This is a genomic window from Clostridium yunnanense (assembly GCF_016595795.1).
Lineage (GTDB): Bacteria > Bacillota > Clostridia > Clostridiales > Clostridiaceae > Clostridium_AR > Clostridium_AR yunnanense.
In genome coordinates this window covers 1-18,263 of sequence record NZ_JAENHN010000042.1, presented here as the reverse complement: position 1 = coordinate 18,263, position 18,263 = coordinate 1, and the positions used below count along the sequence as shown (strand labels likewise).

Here is an 18,263-nt window from a genome sequence, read left to right as displayed (position 1 = left end):
TAAAACTTCTAAAAAACCTATATTTATATAATAATTTAGCGAACATACATTTGCAATAATGCACTTAAAAGTTTGTTACTTACTTTAGGGTAAGTAACATGTTTTTTTGTATATGCTAAAGAATATTTAATCATTCATAAGTAAATGCTACCTTTGTAATTTATTTTTAAAGGAGGTTTTAATATGGATAGAAGACGGGCAGAAGAAATTCTTTCTTCACCTGATATTATTAATGTTACATATAAAGGCGAACAAATTTATATTGAAAGAATAGACGATACAAAAGAAATCGCTTATATACATCCTCTTAATCAACCTACAGGATCAGAACAAGTACCTTTAGGATCACTTCAAGAACAATAAAATCAAGCAAATGCTGTTATCATTATAAACTTTTAACGGATAACACCATTTGCTTAATCAATTTTTCTGCTCTATTTTCAATCATAATCTTTTAAAAATAATAATACTCATATTAAACATTTATTTGAGTAACACACTATATTTCTGTATACTAATTATTTGAGGACTTTTTTCAATTTTAAATTTAAACTGTCCAACATTGAATTTTAAAATTTAATAGATAATTTGTACAACCATTAAAATTCTAAATAACTTTTTTTAATAAGACACAAGGAGTGAACATATAATGAAATCTCAACCTAGGATAAAAGGATTTGCGCTTGTAATTTTTTCAACGATGATGTGGGGAGTATCTGGTACTGTTGCCCAATACTTGTTTCAGCAGAAGGGCTTCAGTCCGGAATGGCTTGTAGTTATTCGTCTACTAATCTCCGGGATAGTATTATTAGCATTTGCCACTTTAAGAGGTAGTAAGAATGTCCGAAAGATCTGGAGTTCAAAATTTACGATTTTTAACCTTATATGTTTTGCACTCATAGGAATGTTAGGCGTACAGTATACATATTTTGCTGCAATAAAACACGGCAATGCAGCAACTGCTACTATACTTCAGTATTTGTATCCTGTAATAATAATTTTCTATATGACTATCAGAACAAAAAAGGCTCCGAGCTCAAGAGAAATCATTGCAATTAGTCTAACAATACTTGGTACATTTCTAATAATCACAAAAGGTAATGTTAGTAGCTTATCTATTTCAAAGTTAGCATTGTTTTGGGGGGTAGCTTCAGCTTTTGCAGCTGCATTTTATACCTTACAACCAGTTTATCTTCTAGCTAGATATGATTCAATAACTGTAGTTGGCTGGGGAATGTTCCTTGGAGGAATTGGCTTTAGCTTTGTTCAAAAGCCTTGGATTAGTACAGGCCAATGGTCCGTAAGCTCAATTCTAGCTATTATATTTGTGGTGCTATTTGGTACACTTATTGCTTTTTGCTGCTACTTAGAAAGCTTAAAATATATAAAACCAATAGAGGTAAGCATACTTTCTTCTATTGAACCACTATCTGCTGCTTTTTTATCTGTATTTTGGTTACATGTTAATTTAGGAATTTTTCAATGGCTTGGAACAGCATGTATTATATTTGCAATAATATATTTATCTTTTACTAAAAAAGCACCTGAAAGCATTGAAGCTTCCACATAAATTCGATTGCTAGCACTAATAAATGTAAACAATAATTTATATGATTTTTAATACATCAAGAACTCTGTAAAAACTTAAATTACAGAGTTCTTCTATATACGCCACATATTGTAAGCACTATACATATGTATTAAATAAATGTTGTTATACTATTGCGGACATGCATTACATTGCTTTTCAACAAAAAAGCAATGCTAATCCTCTGATACACAAATTAAAATATTTTGTAAACCTATACCTTAATTTAATACAACTCAAATATAATCTTTCTTTATAAATCAGTATATTTCTTACTATTACCTTTCGCCTTCTCAACCGGGTACTTTTCCTCATTTTTATTCATCTTTTTGTTTATTATATCTTCAATATTTACATCTAAAGCATCTGCCATATGTATGCAGTAAACAAGTACATCTGCAAGCTCATCACACACTTCTTCTTTATTATAATTATTATCCCAAAGAAAATGCTCTAAAAGCTCACCTGCTTCTATGTTTATAGCTTTGGCCAAGTTTTCAGGAGTATGAAATTGTGACCACTCTCTATCATTTCTGAATTTTCTTATCCTTTCAATTACATCATTCATTAGTTTTTCTCCTTAACTTATATACTCTCAAATCGAAAAGCCTTTTGAGACCCATATAGCTCAAAAGACTTTTTGTTAATTAATATTCACTTGGAATTATAAATGCACAAAGTATGTATGCTAAAATACCACTTCCAGCTGCTAATCCAAATAATACCCATAGTACACGTATAATTGTTGCATCGATATCAAAAAATTCAGCTATTCCACCACAAACACCTGCAAGCATTCGATTAGAATTTGACTTGTATAACTTTTTATTCATATAGTCCTCCTCGTTTTAATTATGGTTACGGATATATCACTTCGTAATAAAATTTATTATTTTTAAATTCTCTCACCGAAAACTGTGAGAGTTTTAAAAATAATATATCTGTACATTTAACATTTATAATCTAATCATCAGAAATTATACAATATAAATGTGTTTATACATAATATATAGCAGTTATATTTCTTATTCAATAATTATATACCATAATAATGTAATAATATATAAAAAAAGGTAAATATATATTCCTATATTTATTACACGAAAGTTATAGAATCCTAAGTATTTTTCTCAGTTTTCACAGAATTTATAATCATATCTATGATTGATAGTACTATATCATCTGAAGTTATACCTTCGCAATCAACAGGTATTTTGGTATAGCTCACTCTCTGCAATACTCCCATCATTGTTTGAAATATATAAAATCCTGTCTTCATGACATTAATATCTTTTTTAAAAGACCTATCTTCAATACCACTACGTATAATATTATCTAAAAAATTATTAGATTCTAATTTAGTAAAGTTTTCATATTTAATTTTTAATTCTTCATTTGAATCATAGGCTTCATAATATATATCAAACAAGGTTATAAACTTCATTTGATCCTTATTTTCTCTCGCAAAGTTTACCCATGAATAAAGCATATTCTTAAGCTTTTCTAATCCACTAGTTCCAACTGTACTAGCTTCAGATATTGTGTCAGTCATACATTGTAAAATATCTATTTGCACTTCAAATATTAGATCATCTATTGATTTAAAATGTTTGTAAAAGGTAACTCTACTCACTCCTGCTTTCATACAAACATCTTTAATATTTACATTTATGAAATTATTTTTAAGAAAAAGCTCTCTACCAGCTGTTATTATCTCCAAACGATTCTTATTTCTTAAGATTTTATGCCAGGACTCACTCATTTTTAACTACCTCATTTTTACTAATTTCCTTATTACTTTTAGTCAAAAACATTGCTCCAATAAGTATGAAACTACCCACAGTATATGGTAAATTTATATGACTGTCAAATAAGTTTCCAGCCAGTATCGGCCCAATAACATTTCCTATACTTGTATAGGTAGTATTAAGTCCTGAAACAAATCCTTGCTGATCACCTGCTTCATTTGCAAGCAAAGTATTTACCGTTGGTCTCAAGAAGGAGTTAAATGCAAAAAATATTGAAGAAACTCCTAATAAATATATAAAATTGACCTTTATAAGCATTAACAATAATGCTGCAGCTGATATAACTAGTGAAAACCTTATAAGTGTATATTCTCCAAAAATCTTAATCGCTTTATCTATTAGTACTACTTGAGTAATAATTCCAATAATAGCCCCTAAAGTTATCAAAATAGATATTTTATCAGCTGAAAAGCCGTATCTCTGTTGCACATATAATGAATATACAGTTTCATAATTTACCAACCCAAAAGTCATAACAAATATTAATAATAGATACTTAAAATATGGAGTATGTACAGATTGTTTAAACTGTTTTACAATTGACTCCTGTTTTTCTTTTAATTTCAAAGTATTTCTTTTTTCTACAGAAAGTGTTTCTGGCAGCACAATTGTTAATAGGGTTGCTACAAGTCCTAATCCCGCTGCAAAAAAATAAGGGATTCTTATTCCAAATTGTGCTATAACACCACCTATACCTGGTCCAATCACCATTCCTAGATTCATAGACGCACTCAAATATCCCATTCCTTTTGCTCTAGTTTCTTTTGTAGTTACATCTGCCACATAAGCTAGAACGGATGGAACCATGATTCCTAGACCTATTCCACCAATAAAACGTGCAATATATAACTCAAATAATACATGTGAAATTGCGAATATAAAATCTGAAATCACAGTAAGAAACAAACCTGCTAATATAAGTTTTTTTCTTCCATATTTATCTGAAAGCCTCCCACCAATTGGAGAAAATAGAAACTGCGCTGCTCCAAATGCAGCAACCAAATACCCTGCCGCAGAGCCAGCTGCATTAAATTGTTTAAGATAATCCGGTAAAATAGGAATCACCATGCCTTGTCCCAATAAAGCTATAAATAGGTTTAACATAAGTATAAACAAAGGAAACTTAGTATGAATATATTGTTTTTTCAATATTGCACCTCCAAAATTATAGAAAAATAATATTTTACTCGTAGTAAACCATTTACTCACAGTAAATAATTATACAAGCATTTCATTTATATGTAAACTTCAACCATCAATTTTTTAGACTATTTCTTTCTCATTTTCCAACATTCGAACAGGATATTAAATATGCTATGAGGAAAATATATTAACGTATCAAATATAAAAATTTTATGGAGGTGTCTATCATGGGAATATTTAGCGGATTATTTGGAGATGACGATAATACCTCAAACAAAGCCACAAGCAGTGCTGCTGGCAATGCAAAACAAGGAAAAAATGATGCAAGAGTTGAACTTCGTAAAGAAGAACTCAATGTATCAAAAAACAAAGTACAAAAAGGCGAGGTTGAACTTGGTAAAGAGATTGTTGAAGAGCATAAATGCATGGATGTACCAGTGTCACATGATGAAGTCGTAATTGAGAGAAAATCTTTAAACAATCAAACATGCAATACTCCTATAAAGGAGCAAGATTCAATTAGAATACCTGTAAGTGAAGAAAGAGTAGATGTAACTAAAAACACAGTAGTAACAGGAGAAGTCACTGCGCATAAACGTGAAGTACAACAAACTCAGCATATAGACCAAACTCTTAAACATGAAGAACCTACTATAAATAAAGTAGGAAATCCTGTTATAGTAGATAATCAAAACAATCAACAACAATAATTCATGAAGCACCTTCATTTATATTTATAATTGAGGGTGCTTTTATAGAAATCTTACCTAAATTATTAAGTTATATATCTTTAGAATTATAAATACATAAGATGAGCATCCATAATAGATTTTTATAAATGGACTGGAGGGAAAGGCATGGAAAAGAAAACTTCAACTGACCATCAAAATATACAAGTATCTAATGGAATCACTGTAGGTATGATAGTTGGTGGTTTATGTGGAATAATACTTGGTTTTTTGGATAGATCAGGACTTTTAATAATATCAGCTTTAAACTCTACCTTTGCATTTATTCCACTAAACGAGCTTATTACAGGGCTATTGCTTGGAGTTATTCTGGGTGGTCTCACAGGAGACTTTATTGAATTTATTTCAACTCAAGGAAAAGCCTCACAAAATGACGGGATAACACTGTCAAAAAACACCACCTATAAAGATATAGATACTGAAACTTTACAACTTAAAGAAGAACAGCTTAATATTGCTAAGACTTGGATGAAGACAGGTGATGTGAAGACTCATAGAGAAACTGTAACTGTTGAAAAGACTTTTACTGTTCCTATTCAACGTGAAGAGCTCGTGATAGAGAAACAAACCTTTAACTCTTCTACAGGAAAGCCACAAGATACTTCAGCAGAAATCATCAGGATCCCTTTAAATGAGGAAAGAGTTGATTTCACTAAGCATAGGGTTGCACTTGAAGATGTATCAATCCATAGAGAGAATATAAAAGAAATTAAACATTTTGAAGAAACTTTGAGAAAAGAAAAACCTAAAGTAAAGATAACTGGTTCACCAAAAGTTACAGATAAATCACATTCTAAACGTTCTTAAATACTAAAATAATAAATTACTGAATCTTACAAAATAAAAATGTTATATTATAATATAGCATTTTTATTTTGTTTTAATAAATTTTTAGTTAGATCTTTAAAATTAACATATCTTAAAGCTTTAAACTTAATAAAAAGTTTTCACTAAATATATTGTAACCACATATAATAGTTTAGTTATAGTTAATAAAACAATTTTATGGAGGTATAATCATCTATGGCAGAATATCCACATACTTCAGAAACCTTTAAAGCTTTTGTGGATGCATTTATTCCTCGTACTCCCCCACTTGCTTTAAAACTTGGAGAAATTCAGTTTTGGGGCGGCTTAGACTTAAAAACAGATCAATATTTAATCAAATCATTAAATAATTACCTTTCTCTTACTGATGATACAGGTACACATATAATTCCTTTAGCAGAGCCCACTGCTATTATGCTTAATAAAGCCGCAAAACAATTAATTTTAATTGGAGGCAATACTGAACCTATAAATCTAAATCAAATACCTATAACAGGTGTTTTTGCAGCACTTTCGCCGGTAGACCGATTCCTTGCAATCACTCTCTTGGAAGAACTTAAAGTTGATCTATCAAGTCTACCTTATCCATATACGAATAATCCCGGCTTTATACTGTCAGTTACCAGTACATTAAATCGACTTACTATTGTAGGTTATTATTCTGAATGGTCGGGATATGGAACCACGGCATTAAAAGCACCAGATAATAGAAAGTTAGAATATTATCCATTATCTTGGGAACAAATCAAATATCCTGGCCCTTCTAAAGGTTATCATGTTATGCGTGGATATTTAGTTAAAAAATTTACAGATTAGAGGTGAACAAATATGCCTTTTGACGCTGATGTAATAATTATTGGTGCAGGCGGAGGCGGTGCTGTTGTAGCAAAGGAACTTGGTAGTAAGGGAATTAAAGTTCTTTTACTTGAAGCAGGACCATGGTACGGAAATAAAAAATGGCCTAATCCAAATACAGATGCTGGTGGCGAAAGCAGCTCAAATTATAATGACTTGAGTAAAGAAATTTATGATAAATGTTTCACTGATCTTGAAAATGATATGAATGATAGTATAACTGGCAAACTTAGATGGGGGCCAGCAGATAGAAGTAAAACTCCATGGGCCAGGAGTATTCCTCAAAGAGGTTACGCATGGCAAAATTCAGGGGTAGGCGGGACTACAGTACATTACTTCGCAAACTCTCCTAGAGCATACCCAGCATCAATTGATGATATTTGGCCTATTTCATATAAAGAAATGCTTCCTTACTATGAAAAAGTTGAAGCTACTCTACCAGTTTTGCCTGCACCAGTTACACCAAAAGAAGAACTTTTTTACTACGGAGCACAAAAAGCTGGATGGCAGTTATTAAAGTCTAATAACATTACTAGCCCAGGTTATCGTCCTCAACCTCTTTCAATTTTACACCCAGATCCAAACATAAATGACCCCAATTTTGATTTTGATAAATCTCACTTAGGATGCACACTTAAATGCCATTGTGCCAATGGATGTAATACTGGTCCTACTGTAGACAAAATCGCCAAACGCTCAACCTTAGTAAGTTATATCCCTCTTGCACTTAAAACTGGCAATGTAGAAATTAGACCTAATACCTTTGTAACAAAAATTTTAACAGAAAGAGATAAAAAACAAGAGCTTAGAGCTGTAGGAGTTTTATTTAGAGATACCTGGACAGGTGAAATAGGTGAACTTAGGGCAAAGGTTGTTGTTATGTCCGCAGGTGCTATTGAAACACCAAGACTATGGATGAACTCGGAACTTCCCTATAACCCATGGGTTGGAAGAGGTTTATCAAACCATTGGTTTGACTGTGTTTCAGGCATTTTTGATGAAAAAACTTTAATGAACATATTAGGAACACCAGGATCTCTACCATTCGTTGGCCAAACCTCTGGAGCAAGGTTTGACTATCCTGGCCTCGGTATTCTCATTACCTTTGGACTTACTCCTGGGTTACATGGTTCCTTAGTATATGGAACTAGTGAAGATGGTTACAGCTTCCTAAACAATAATCTCTCAAAAAGTCCTCAGTATACTCATGGTAATGTAGTAGGACCAGAACTTAAAGAGCTCATGTCAGAGTATTCCAGAACCTTAAGTATGTTAGTAATAATTGATGACGATTGTCATCAACGAAACGGAGTCACTCTTGACCCGGTTTTAAAAGATGAACACGGGTTCATACCTGTAATTAGATATGAACCAAGCAAAAAAGATGCTGAAAAGAGAGAAAAACTAACTGCTATCGGTATAGATATTCTTAGGAAAGCTGGCGCTAAAAAGGTTATAAGAAATAACATGCCCCCAGGTATATTTATTCACTTAGAATGCACAATGCGTATGGGATATGTTACTGACACAAATTGTGAAACTCACCAAGTTAAAAGATTGTATATTGCTGACAATAGCGTACTATATAACGGAATAGGTGGGCCGAACCCTACACTTACTACTCAAGCATTAGCTACTCGTACTGCTGATAAATTAGCAAAAAAATATTTTGACTAGTTTGGTCATATTTGACCAACTCTCCTTTTTAATTAAGATAATAAATAATTTATATGAAGTAAGCAGGCTAAACAATAAAATTTCGAAGCCTGCCTATTTCCATTAATAAAAATAATATATAACGGAAATTATAATAATATATTAATTATTACAGGAGGAAACATATGAATAAACTAGGTTTTCGTAATCTACTATCATTACTTATTGGTATAACAATAATTTTACTGGGTTGCACAACTGCTTTTCTATTTCAAAAGCATCTTTTTCATAAATATAAAAATAAAGTCCGTAATACCATAAATAAAGATGACCCTCCTAATCAGTGCTAACCTTTTTTCTTAAATATTAGTGCAATAAAGAATAAGGCCATTTCTAAGCCAGTTTCAACAAACATGGCTATTATAGGATAACTGTAGTTAATAAAATTAAACAAATCAACACTATTTCTAAAAGAAGTAGCCGCTAAAACAAAAGATACTAATACGGTTGGTAAAATAAGAGGCTTATAACTCTTTAATCCCATCACTTGAGCAGTTTGTAAAGCAGACGCCCATATCATTTCAGCTGATGATATAATTAATGCACCAATTGCAATCATTAACCAAACCACTTCTAGCCTTTGAAAAAAAGTTGTCATATGAATATATCTAGCCAGTCTAAGACTTGGGCTAAACATGTTCTTTGATTGAGTTATACTAAAAACTCCTATACTTGCTATAATTATTAGAAATATAGTAATTGAGCCTATGCTCACAGCCGAAAACTTAGAAAAAAAACCATTTTCGGGATGGTCACAAATAGGTATGTAAACTCCCATAATAATACATATGCCTATAAAAGATATAATTAAAAAAGCTCCAGAAATAGTGGGATATAATCCATGTTCAAGCTGTGGTTTAAGATTTTCTAAATGTAAGTCAGGAGTAACAAGCACAAATAATGCTATTAAGCTTATTAAAAATATTGGGCCTAAAAATTCACATACCCTTCCCATAACCTCTACCCCTTTAAGAACTGCATAGGCTACAGTAATTGATGCGCAAAAAAGTATTGTTTCAACTGATGTCTTAGGAAAAAAAGCAACATGCAGTAAAATAGCAAAACCACTTTGCAATAAAACCGATACTAAAAAAAAGAAAAGAGGAAACATAAAACCTACAACCTTACCCAATCTTTTTCCCAAGATAGTCATACTGTACTGAGCCATATTCTGACCTGGAAATCTAATCCCCATATATGCATATACTACTGCCAGAAGTACATCTAAAATCCATGCTAAAATTATGGAAAGCCCAGCATCCCTTCCTGATTGAATAATCAATATCCCTGGGGTATGTAAAACAGTAAAAGATGTTATTATGCAAAAAAGCAACCAAATAAATTGATTGGTATTTATAATTCCTTTTTCCTCCAAACTTATACACCTCTATTCCAAATTTACATTTTTCTAAAAACGGCTCTTCCAATGGGCTCTAGGATACTTTCTACCAGGTTTTTTGGCGTGAAAATCTTAAATTTGCTGCATATTTGAAAAGTAATCGCCAACAACAACATAAACAATACAGTATATGATTCTTTTTTCATTCCTTTTTTAATTAAAGGACCACATTCTATAAAGCCAATTATCAGAGCTAAAAGTATAACCAAAATCGTCATTGAGTATTTTCCTCCTCATCTTCGTTAATAGGTGGATTTTTAACCATTCCTACCTTTCTTACAGTCACATCAAAACTAACTTTATATTTCATAGCAGGAAATATATCTTGCCAATTTTCTTTCATATGCACCCATCTTTCAGGGTGATTATTATATATGATTTCAGCAAATCCAATTACATCTGCATTAAGATTAGTTTGGCATTTATTTATTAGCTGGCTTAGCTGAGCCTCTAGTATCTGCTTTGTATTAGTCTCTATTCTATCTATTACAAAAGAATCTAGTTTTACATTTGTTATTTCCTTCATCTCCACAGTAGCAATACATTTTATATCAAAACTTATCTCATCATCTATTATATGGGGTTCTATCTTTGTGTCCTCCTTAAAAACTTGAACTATTACATTTTGATCTTGAGAGGCTGACACAATAGGAGAAACCACTAAGTTGCCTTTTATTTTCCTATAAAACCATGCTAGATATTTAGATTCCTCTGGAGTTAGTATACCTACTAAACGATCTTTTTTAAAAACAGCGGTTTTATCTATTTGAATTCTTCCTCCAGGCTCATCCTTTGTCTTTTCTAGCCTTATCACTGGAGCCATACTTGATTTTGCTTGGCTTTGTAAACCGATAATAAATCTATTGAGGTCAATGGGGAGTATGCTTCCATTTTTTTTTATTCTATTCATCATATTTGCAAGTCCTAAGGACGTTATGTCTTCATTAGCTATTTTTGTTTTTAAGATCTCCATAGCATTATTTTCTGACATAAAAATCCAGTTCAAGTTTCTGAATTGACGGTCCCTTGCAACGTAATCTATAACTCCAGATACTCCTTCAATACATAATTCTTTTGACATAACAATAACTTGAATATGTGAAAAATCTATACTTAATGTACTTACTTTGGTAAAGTTTTGTAAAGCATCAGCAAGATTTTTTCCTTTACTTGCTTGTAATATTGAACTATTTGATCCTCCTGATCCTTCATCAGATTGTTTACTTGTGCTAGGATTAGCTAGTTCTAATGTAACAAGCATAGAATTATCTTCTTCTTCTTTATCAATTGCTATTCCAATAACAAGAGCAATCTCATTCAATTCAGTTTTATCAATACAACTGCTTAATACAGTTGAAAACACAAGGATTAATATGTTGAGCAATATAATTTTATTTTTGCTTTTCATTTTGTTAACTCAACTCCTCATCATCATTCTTGGGCGGCTCAGGCTTTGACCCAGCTCTTTGCCTTCGGCGATTTTTTTCATTTGCGGAACCTGGTCTCTTATTCATCGCCCACTTAGGAAATCTAATAAAAGAGTCTTTAAGCTCATTTAAATTTAAAGGTGCAATTGGTGAAAGATAATTTACTCCAAAAGACCTCAAGGATACTAAATGAATAAATATCACAAGCAGTCCAAGCAAAATTCCGTAAAGCCCAAATAATCCTCCAAGGAAAATAATTACAAATCTCAAAACTCTAATGGCGTATCCCATATCATAGGATGGAATTCCGAAAGAGGCAACAGCTGTTATTGAAACGATAATAACCATTATAGATGAAATAATTCCTGCTTTAACAGCGGCATCTCCTATTACAAGAGCTCCAACTATTCCCACTGTTTGATTTGCAGGTATTGGAAGTCTTACACCAGCTTCTCTTAACGCCTCAAAGGTAGCTTCCATGATTAAAGCCTCAATAATCACTGGAAAAGGAACTCTTTTAGCAGATTCCATTATACTGATAAGTAATGCAGTAGGCACCATTTCTTTGTGATAAGAAACAATCCCTACATACAAACCTGGCAATAGTAATGAGACTAGAAAAAATATAAATCTTACAATCCTAATAAATGAAGCAATTATATATCTTTCTGAGTAATCTTCGCTGGTTTGTAAAAAAAGAACCATAGTTGTAGGAACAATCAAGGCAAAGGGTGTTCCATCTATAAGTATTGCTATTCTACCTTCTAAAATAGCCCCAGCTACTCTGTCAGGTCTTTCAGTATGGAGAATTTGCGGAAATATGGTCTTAGGAGTATCCTGAATTAGTTGCTCTATATATCCACTCTCAAGAATAGCATCAGTGTCTATTTTACTAAGTCTATATTTAAGTTCTTTAAGCACTTTTTCATCAACAATACCATCTATGTATGTAATATGGATTATTGTTTTTGTTTGCCTTCCAAGTACTGAATTCTCAACCTTAAGATTAGAAGATTTTATTTTTTTTCTAAGCATTGCAGTATTTACACTGATATTCTCTGTAAACCCCTCTTTTGGCCCTCTTATAACTTTTTCAATAGTTGGTTCAGATATATCTCTTCCTCTAAATCCAGGAATAGCAATTTTTAAACCCTTATCTTCTTTGTCTACTAATAATACAGCACTACCATTTAATAAACTTTCTTCTAATACATGAATATTTGATATTTCACTTACATTTGCAGTATGTAAGAAACGAGTTTTTATTGTATCCACTATAATGCCGGAGGAATTATCTAACGATGTCGTAGGCTTAATATCCATAATAGAGGCTATAGTAACTTCATTAATTAACTGTGTATCTACAAGTTCATTTATAAAAACAAGTGCTGCAGAGAGTTTAATCGAATCTATAACAAATTCTCTATATACTACGTCACTACAATTAGAAAATAATTGACGTATTGTACTTAGATTATCTGAAATAGCTTTACTTAAAGGCTTTTCTTCTATTTTTTCATTTTTTTCTTCATTACACTGAGGCTTTGAATTTTGGTTATCCTTAGAAAAAATACTCACATTTAAAACACCTCGATATTTAGAATTTAAATATATTTTGTGTATTATTAGTGATAATATTCTCTTATTAATTTGGCATATTGTGGGTAACTATTCATAATAAATTAATATTTTTAAACATATTGCTATTATCATAGTTTCTATTTCATATATCTATGTCCATCCCCCTAAATATAAAAGCTCTGTAAACCAAAACTTCATTAATAATAGTTTTATCTTTATTAGTATGATTGTTTACATTGTCAATCCAACATCATACCTTCTACATTTTGCATATTTATTATCTATGTGGGTGAATCAAAAAAAGCGCTAGAAAAAATAATAATACTCCAGCGCTTACTTAAAATTATAATATTTTTAAATATATATTTGATATTTTAATATATCTTAACTGATGACATTGCATCGTTACATCCTCTATTAACCATATTGGCTTCATCTGCTGTAAAGGTCCATTTTGTTCCTAAGAAGTTATCGTCTTGATACACCTCAACTGTAACTCCACTTTGTACTTTAATGGATGAAACCCAATCATTTGGAATCCCCATAGCTTGAAGCTGATTGAGGGTATAAGTTCCTTTAGGTATACTTATGCCGTACCCAGCATAATTAACATCAGCATATACAGTTACAGGTGCAGTAATTTTTACTGAAGTCATAAGATCATTACAATCTAGTCCAACTAAAGAAGAATTATCAGCTGTTAAAGTCCATGAAGTACCTTTAAAATTATCATCATTATAGATTGTGACAGTATAGCCACTTGGAACCTTTATTGAAGATGCCCAATCATTTGGTATCCCCTTAGCTTGAAGCTGAGCTAGTGTATAAGTTCCTGGAGTTAAAGACACGCTAGTACCTCCATAATTGATATCCTTATAGAAGGTAGGCGATTTTGATAATACAGAAAACTCTAAGCGAGCCTTTTGTAACTGACTTTCATAGTCTGTTGTCCAGCCAAATGCAGTAGTTGCTTGTGCTTTTAAGTCTGTATTGGCAGCAAGTCCCCAGAAATAAACAAACTCACCCATATTCATAGTTCTTGTGTATGCGCCATTAACATCCTTAGGATAATATTGTGAAAGCAATTTGAAATAGTTATTAAGCACTGTAGCTTTACCGTATTTGCTCCATATTGGATAAAACCAATTTTTAAACCAAGCAGTTCCTGCTACTGGAAATGAATCTGTAGTATTCATACAATTATTATAGGCTCTTTGTGCCTCACTTGTCATACCAAGACCATTGTAAGCATCATAATTAAATATCTCACACCACTTACTGTCTTTCCATATATTAAAAGCAGGAGAACCTTGAGTTCCATAAGATGCAAGTTCTACTATATGGCCAACTTCATGGGTTATAGCATCTAGATTCCAACCAGTATTACTTGCAAAATCACTTCCTCCAACATCAATAACATTTCGATAATCATGACTCGAACTATAATATTCTGATGGATGTCCACCACCATATTTGTTATGAAGAATTACGTATAACCTTCCATCTCCTCCCATTGTTCCATAGGTTTGTTTTACATATTTCCATAGATTTGTAGTATAATTATTGACCCAGTTCACATTTGCTTTGTTTAAATCATCATCAAGGTATATTGCAACATCATCGTTGTAATATGCAAGTTTAACAAGTTGGTTATGCTCAAACCAATGTTCTTGCCAAGTTGCTGGAGGTGCTGTAGCTGCAGATGCAGTCCCCCCATATGGCAATAACACTGTCCCTCCAGAACATAATAATAATGTCATAATAGTAAAAGTAAATATTATAGTTTTTACTTTAAGACTACTTCTTAGATTTGATAAACTCAATATTTTTTTCATACTTTTCCCCCTTTTAATTATTTTAGTGTAAAATCAAAATTAACCTTTACAATTAAAAGCTCTCCATACATCACCTTCCTTTACACAGCTCCTAACTCAAGTCTCAAATACAAAATTGAAATACAACCAATTTAATTAGAAGCCTAGATTTTTAGAACATACATATCTTAATGTTTTATAAAAGATACCTATGCTGTCTATTATGGATGTACCATTTTGCTTTGTATAATTTTCTTAGCATCTAATGTATTAACACAGTTTTATATTAGTTATATTGTTTTAATATATAATTTATGGATGTATAAATAGTAATTGAAATTGAATTCATATATTTAATTTTCAATACTTTATGATTTTTTCTAGATTGTGAAAGAGATTTATTAACGTATGATTTAGTAGATATATGGTATAATTTTGCTTTAACACGTCTTACGAGCATGCAACAAAATTAATTGGAGAATAGATTTGAATTGTTCAATTAATTACATATTATCATATTTATTGTTATTTTTACAATATTATATATAAATAAAAGTTTACTTTTTATGGTTGTAATCATATTTCATGTAAATTTCATTCCATTAAAAACTTCAGGGTATGGAACCTTTATTTCACACCCTGCTTTATTAAAAAATATTTTTTCATAACTTTTATTTAAATCTAAGTACAAGGAACATATTTTTACCCATTATAATATAATTTTCTCATAACTACATTTATTTCGTCTATTTCAGCAATAATTCTGATTCATCAACACTGTAATTACCAGTACCTTCATCTATATAAACGTAAAAATTTGCAAAATAACACGCATAAATTTAATTTTATGTTAGTAATTCCACCTTTTTAAGCATTTTACTATATATATTTAGAACCACATTAGGTTTTAAGTCGTTACTCATTTTTATACATAGGTATAATCAAGCTATAAATTCTTAAAGAATAAAAAAACATAGATATTCTTGATTTTTATTTGCAATAAACAGCTAAACAATGTATCATATTTATGTAATATTTAAGAATATGTAGTGTGATAATAATCTTATATTCATTATAGGCTGTTATCAGTAAATACATATCTATATAAGAAGGAGTATAACGATGAAAGCAGTATACAAAAACCCTAAGGAATTAGCAACAAAGTTATTAGATGTAGTTGATTCATACAGAGAGGGCTTAACTACTTATGAAAAATTTGAAAGTACTATTCTTACTCTAATCGAAAAGAACGAGGACAGAATATACAAGAATGGATTTATGCCTACAAAATTAGCAAACTTTTTAGGTGAAGATAGAAAAGCACTTATCGATGAAGTGTCAAACAAATCAGATAAGTAGGATTTTTTCAAGGGAATTAATTTTTAAGTTATATCTTAAGATTAATTCCCTTTATTTAATTTATTAGAAAGTATATTTCAATTAATATATAGCTTAATGTCTTTCCAGACCTCATAGTTTTTATTACTAGGATTCATAACAACTGTATTTTGTTCATTAAATACATAAGTTGGACGATCTTCAGCATTATATTTAGGCCATGCCACATCTAAATCTTTATTAGGATCACTACTTTTCGCAAAGTTTACCCAAGCAGTATGCATATCATCTCTAAGTTTATACATAACCTCTCTTGGTGCTCCCTTCCAAAATCTACGAATAATTCCCCTACCTAGATTGTCTAATGCTATAGGAACCTCTACGCCATGGACAGACTTTAATCCAACTAATCTAGTTAAAATTGGAGCATAGTCAAACCTATACATCCAAGTATCATTGTAACTACTTTGGCTATCAGCAACTTTAATTGAATCAATTAGAAAGGCTCTATCTTTACCCAACTCTTTCATCTGTTTGTTTTCAGAAAGCCCGTCATATAACTGATGTAAGGCTTCAATTTTATCAATACAATGATTAAGCTTAAGCATTTTTTCAACCTGCTCCCAGCTTCTCGGAAACATTGTAGTTTTTACTTTTACAAACAAAGAACCATCATCATGATTTGTTCCGATAATCAACTTAATATCTTTTGCACAACCCTTAGAAATGGCATCTATAGGACACTTTGGTATTAAATCATCAATTACTGGTCCTGGCAAGAATATTCCTGGGTACAAGTTACAATTATTAAAAAGCAAATACTCTGCAGCATGTTTCATTTCGTCTGGATGAAGTTTTTTCAATTTATAAACTTCACCTGGTGCTATTTTCATTTCTTTTAAAAATAAATCCATGTTCAGCTTTGTAGAATAGCGATTATGAACACATCCAGGTATAGGACTCTCAGCAATGGCTTTATTAAATAAGCCTTTTGCTTTTGGTGCCGCTAACATATTTATTACTGAGGCAGCTCCTGCTGATTCCCCGGCTATTGTAATATTATTTGAATCTCCACCAAAGGCAGCAATGTTTTCCTTAATCCAAGTAAGAGCTTCTATCTGATCAGCGACGCCACAATTAGAGTCAAAACTTTCATCATATATGCTAAAATCATAGAACCCTAAAACACCAAGTCTATAATTAAAGGCAACGTAAATCACTCCGTCTTTTGCAAAGTTAGTTCCATCATAGTTAGGATCTGAGCATTCACCAAGGCTATATGCTCCACCATAAATCCATACAAACACAGGTAAGTCTTTCGCTCCTTGTGGCGCCCATATATTTAAAAATAAGCAGTCTTCACTGGCAGGAATATCTGTTAATTTAGTGTCTAGGAATTGATGGGGCTTATTACCATGACTTTTAGTTTTTTTCACCCCATCCCAAGGAACGCATCTTTCAGTCCTTTTAAATCTTAATTTCCCCATAGGAGGCTTAGCATAAGGAATTCCAAACCATTTATTAATTCCCTCTTCATTAAAACCTTCTACTTTTCCGTATTTAGTCTCAACTACCAACCCCATTATACACAGCTCCTAACCTCTTGCATATTAGATAATTCTTATATAGTTAATTTCTAAAGTTTCTCATATATTAGCTTTAAAAGATATTAATTCCCTATATAATTAATAGTTAAAGATGTACCACTTCGAACCGAAACCTATTTTTAAAACCCTCACGGCTTCTGGTGAGAGAATTTAAAAATAATAAGTTTTATTACGAAGTGGTACATCTAAAGATGAAACACTTCAATCCGAAATCTATTTTCAAAACTCCTATGGGTTCTGAGAGGAGAATTTGAAAATATAAGTTCAATTATGAAGTGGTTCATCTATATATAGGTATCCTAGGTCTAAGTTTAAGTTATACTGAATAACCACAATTTTTCTTCAAATACTAAACATACGGAGAAAGGTGGTTGAATTATGGGTAGAAATCATTTAAAAGTAGAATCTTT

General features: G+C 31.4%; 18 protein-coding genes. 8 read left to right on the top strand and 10 right to left on the bottom strand.

What is annotated here, in order from left to right:
- Nucleotides 1-183: 183 nt before the first annotated feature.
- Nucleotides 184-363, top strand: coding sequence for an H-type small acid-soluble spore protein (locus JHL18_RS14975; protein ID WP_200270598.1), 180 nt, complete (start codon nt 184-186; stop codon nt 361-363).
- Nucleotides 364-649: 286 nt separating this feature from the next.
- A complete protein-coding gene (locus tag JHL18_RS14970) occupies nt 650-1,570 on the top strand; it encodes a DMT family transporter (protein WP_200270597.1) in 921 nt (306 codons plus the stop codon).
- A 271-nt stretch (nt 1,571-1,841) separates the two neighbouring features.
- Here JHL18_RS14970 and JHL18_RS14965 read toward each other — a convergent pair whose 3' ends face one another.
- The 4 genes from JHL18_RS14965 to JHL18_RS14950 form a co-directional block, all read right to left on the bottom strand.
- Nucleotides 1,842-2,156, bottom strand: a complete 315-nt coding sequence (locus tag JHL18_RS14965; protein WP_200270595.1) for a nucleotide pyrophosphohydrolase — start codon at nt 2,154-2,156, stop codon at nt 1,842-1,844.
- Between the two features lie 79 nt (nt 2,157-2,235).
- The gene (locus tag JHL18_RS14960; protein ID WP_200270593.1) at nt 2,236-2,421 is read right to left on the bottom strand and encodes a PspC domain-containing protein; all 186 of its coding nucleotides are present in this window, start codon (nt 2,419-2,421) and stop codon (nt 2,236-2,238) included.
- Nucleotides 2,422-2,705: 284 nt separating this feature from the next.
- A complete protein-coding gene (locus JHL18_RS14955; protein WP_200270591.1) occupies nt 2,706-3,350 on the bottom strand; it encodes a TetR/AcrR family transcriptional regulator in 645 nt (214 codons plus the stop codon).
- Entirely contained in the window at nt 3,343-4,545 is a 1,203-nt protein-coding gene (locus JHL18_RS14950) for an MFS transporter (protein WP_243277891.1), read from the bottom strand. Before JHL18_RS14950 ends, JHL18_RS14955 begins: the two co-directional genes overlap by 8 nt.
- A 221-nt stretch (nt 4,546-4,766) precedes the next feature.
- Between JHL18_RS14950 and JHL18_RS14945 the strand changes: the two genes are divergently transcribed.
- The 5 genes from JHL18_RS14945 to JHL18_RS14925 all read left to right on the top strand — a co-directional run bounded on the left by JHL18_RS14945 (nt 4,767) and on the right by JHL18_RS14925 (nt 8,977).
- Nucleotides 4,767-5,249, top strand: coding sequence for a YsnF/AvaK domain-containing protein (locus JHL18_RS14945; protein WP_200270589.1), 483 nt, complete (start codon nt 4,767-4,769; stop codon nt 5,247-5,249).
- Between the two features lie 147 nt (nt 5,250-5,396).
- Entirely contained in the window at nt 5,397-6,095 is a 699-nt protein-coding gene (locus JHL18_RS14940; RefSeq protein WP_243277890.1) for a YsnF/AvaK domain-containing protein, read from the top strand.
- Between the two features lie 216 nt (nt 6,096-6,311).
- Nucleotides 6,312-6,932: a hypothetical protein gene (locus tag JHL18_RS14935; RefSeq protein ID WP_200270587.1), complete on the top strand. Its 621-nt coding sequence runs from the start codon at nt 6,312-6,314 to the stop codon at nt 6,930-6,932.
- 12 nt (nt 6,933-6,944) lie between these two features.
- On the top strand, nt 6,945-8,648 hold the full coding sequence (locus JHL18_RS14930) for a GMC family oxidoreductase N-terminal domain-containing protein (protein WP_200270585.1): 1,704 nt from the start codon (nt 6,945-6,947) through the stop codon (nt 8,646-8,648).
- A gap of 164 nt (nt 8,649-8,812) precedes the next feature.
- Complete coding sequence (locus JHL18_RS14925; RefSeq protein WP_200270583.1) at nt 8,813-8,977, top strand: hypothetical protein; 165 nt, start codon at nt 8,813-8,815, stop codon at nt 8,975-8,977.
- Here the strand turns inward: JHL18_RS14925 and JHL18_RS14920 are convergent.
- From JHL18_RS14920 to JHL18_RS14900, 5 genes are all read right to left on the bottom strand, one after another.
- Complete coding sequence (locus JHL18_RS14920; RefSeq protein ID WP_200270581.1) at nt 8,974-10,062, bottom strand: GerAB/ArcD/ProY family transporter; 1,089 nt, start codon at nt 10,060-10,062, stop codon at nt 8,974-8,976. The genes JHL18_RS14925 and JHL18_RS14920 overlap by 4 nt on opposite strands.
- A gap of 23 nt (nt 10,063-10,085) precedes the next feature.
- Entirely contained in the window at nt 10,086-10,304 is a 219-nt protein-coding gene (locus JHL18_RS14915) for a hypothetical protein (RefSeq protein ID WP_200270579.1), read from the bottom strand.
- The gene (locus JHL18_RS14910) at nt 10,301-11,494 is read right to left on the bottom strand and encodes a Ger(x)C family spore germination protein (RefSeq protein ID WP_200270577.1); all 1,194 of its coding nucleotides are present in this window, start codon (nt 11,492-11,494) and stop codon (nt 10,301-10,303) included. Before JHL18_RS14910 ends, JHL18_RS14915 begins: the two co-directional genes overlap by 4 nt.
- 4 nt (nt 11,495-11,498) lie before the next feature.
- Nucleotides 11,499-13,091: a spore germination protein gene (locus JHL18_RS14905; protein ID WP_200270575.1), complete on the bottom strand. Its 1,593-nt coding sequence runs from the start codon at nt 13,089-13,091 to the stop codon at nt 11,499-11,501.
- Nucleotides 13,092-13,468: 377 nt separating this feature from the next.
- A complete protein-coding gene (locus JHL18_RS14900) occupies nt 13,469-14,929 on the bottom strand; it encodes a beta/gamma crystallin-related protein (RefSeq protein WP_200270573.1) in 1,461 nt (486 codons plus the stop codon).
- A gap of 1,101 nt (nt 14,930-16,030) precedes the next feature.
- Here JHL18_RS14900 and JHL18_RS14895 point away from each other — a divergent pair.
- Complete coding sequence (locus JHL18_RS14895) at nt 16,031-16,267, top strand: TIGR04540 family protein (protein ID WP_200270571.1); 237 nt, start codon at nt 16,031-16,033, stop codon at nt 16,265-16,267.
- A gap of 77 nt (nt 16,268-16,344) precedes the next feature.
- Here JHL18_RS14895 and JHL18_RS14890 read toward each other — a convergent pair whose 3' ends face one another.
- Nucleotides 16,345-17,829, bottom strand: coding sequence for a carboxylesterase/lipase family protein (locus JHL18_RS14890; RefSeq protein ID WP_200270569.1), 1,485 nt, complete (start codon nt 17,827-17,829; stop codon nt 16,345-16,347).
- Nucleotides 17,830-18,263 lie beyond the last annotated feature (434 nt).

Excerpts from the sequence above, each read along its gene's own strand:
- JHL18_RS14955 (WP_200270591.1), bottom strand. The coding sequence starts at position 3,350 with ATGAGTGAGTCCTGGCATAAAATCTTAAGAAATAAGAATCGTTTGGAG.
- JHL18_RS14940 (WP_243277890.1), top strand. The coding sequence starts at position 5,397 with ATGGAAAAGAAAACTTCAACTGACCATCAAAATATACAAGTATCTAAT.
- JHL18_RS14890 (WP_200270569.1), bottom strand. The coding sequence starts at position 17,829 with ATGGGGTTGGTAGTTGAGACTAAATACGGAAAAGTAGAAGGTTTTAAT.
- JHL18_RS14965 (WP_200270595.1), bottom strand. The coding sequence starts at position 2,156 with ATGAATGATGTAATTGAAAGGATAAGAAAATTCAGAAATGATAGAGAG.
- JHL18_RS14915 (WP_200270579.1), bottom strand. The coding sequence starts at position 10,304 with ATGACGATTTTGGTTATACTTTTAGCTCTGATAATTGGCTTTATAGAA.
- JHL18_RS14975 (WP_200270598.1), top strand. The coding sequence starts at position 184 with ATGGATAGAAGACGGGCAGAAGAAATTCTTTCTTCACCTGATATTATT.
- JHL18_RS14970 (WP_200270597.1), top strand. The coding sequence starts at position 650 with ATGAAATCTCAACCTAGGATAAAAGGATTTGCGCTTGTAATTTTTTCA.
- JHL18_RS14960 (WP_200270593.1), bottom strand. The coding sequence starts at position 2,421 with ATGAATAAAAAGTTATACAAGTCAAATTCTAATCGAATGCTTGCAGGT.
- JHL18_RS14945 (WP_200270589.1), top strand. The coding sequence starts at position 4,767 with ATGGGAATATTTAGCGGATTATTTGGAGATGACGATAATACCTCAAAC.
- JHL18_RS14910 (WP_200270577.1), bottom strand. The coding sequence starts at position 11,494 with ATGAAAAGCAAAAATAAAATTATATTGCTCAACATATTAATCCTTGTG.
- JHL18_RS14900 (WP_200270573.1), bottom strand. The coding sequence starts at position 14,929 with ATGAAAAAAATATTGAGTTTATCAAATCTAAGAAGTAGTCTTAAAGTA.
- JHL18_RS14935 (WP_200270587.1), top strand. The coding sequence starts at position 6,312 with ATGGCAGAATATCCACATACTTCAGAAACCTTTAAAGCTTTTGTGGAT.
- JHL18_RS14895 (WP_200270571.1), top strand. The coding sequence starts at position 16,031 with ATGAAAGCAGTATACAAAAACCCTAAGGAATTAGCAACAAAGTTATTA.
- JHL18_RS14925 (WP_200270583.1), top strand. The coding sequence starts at position 8,813 with ATGAATAAACTAGGTTTTCGTAATCTACTATCATTACTTATTGGTATA.
- JHL18_RS14930 (WP_200270585.1), top strand. The coding sequence starts at position 6,945 with ATGCCTTTTGACGCTGATGTAATAATTATTGGTGCAGGCGGAGGCGGT.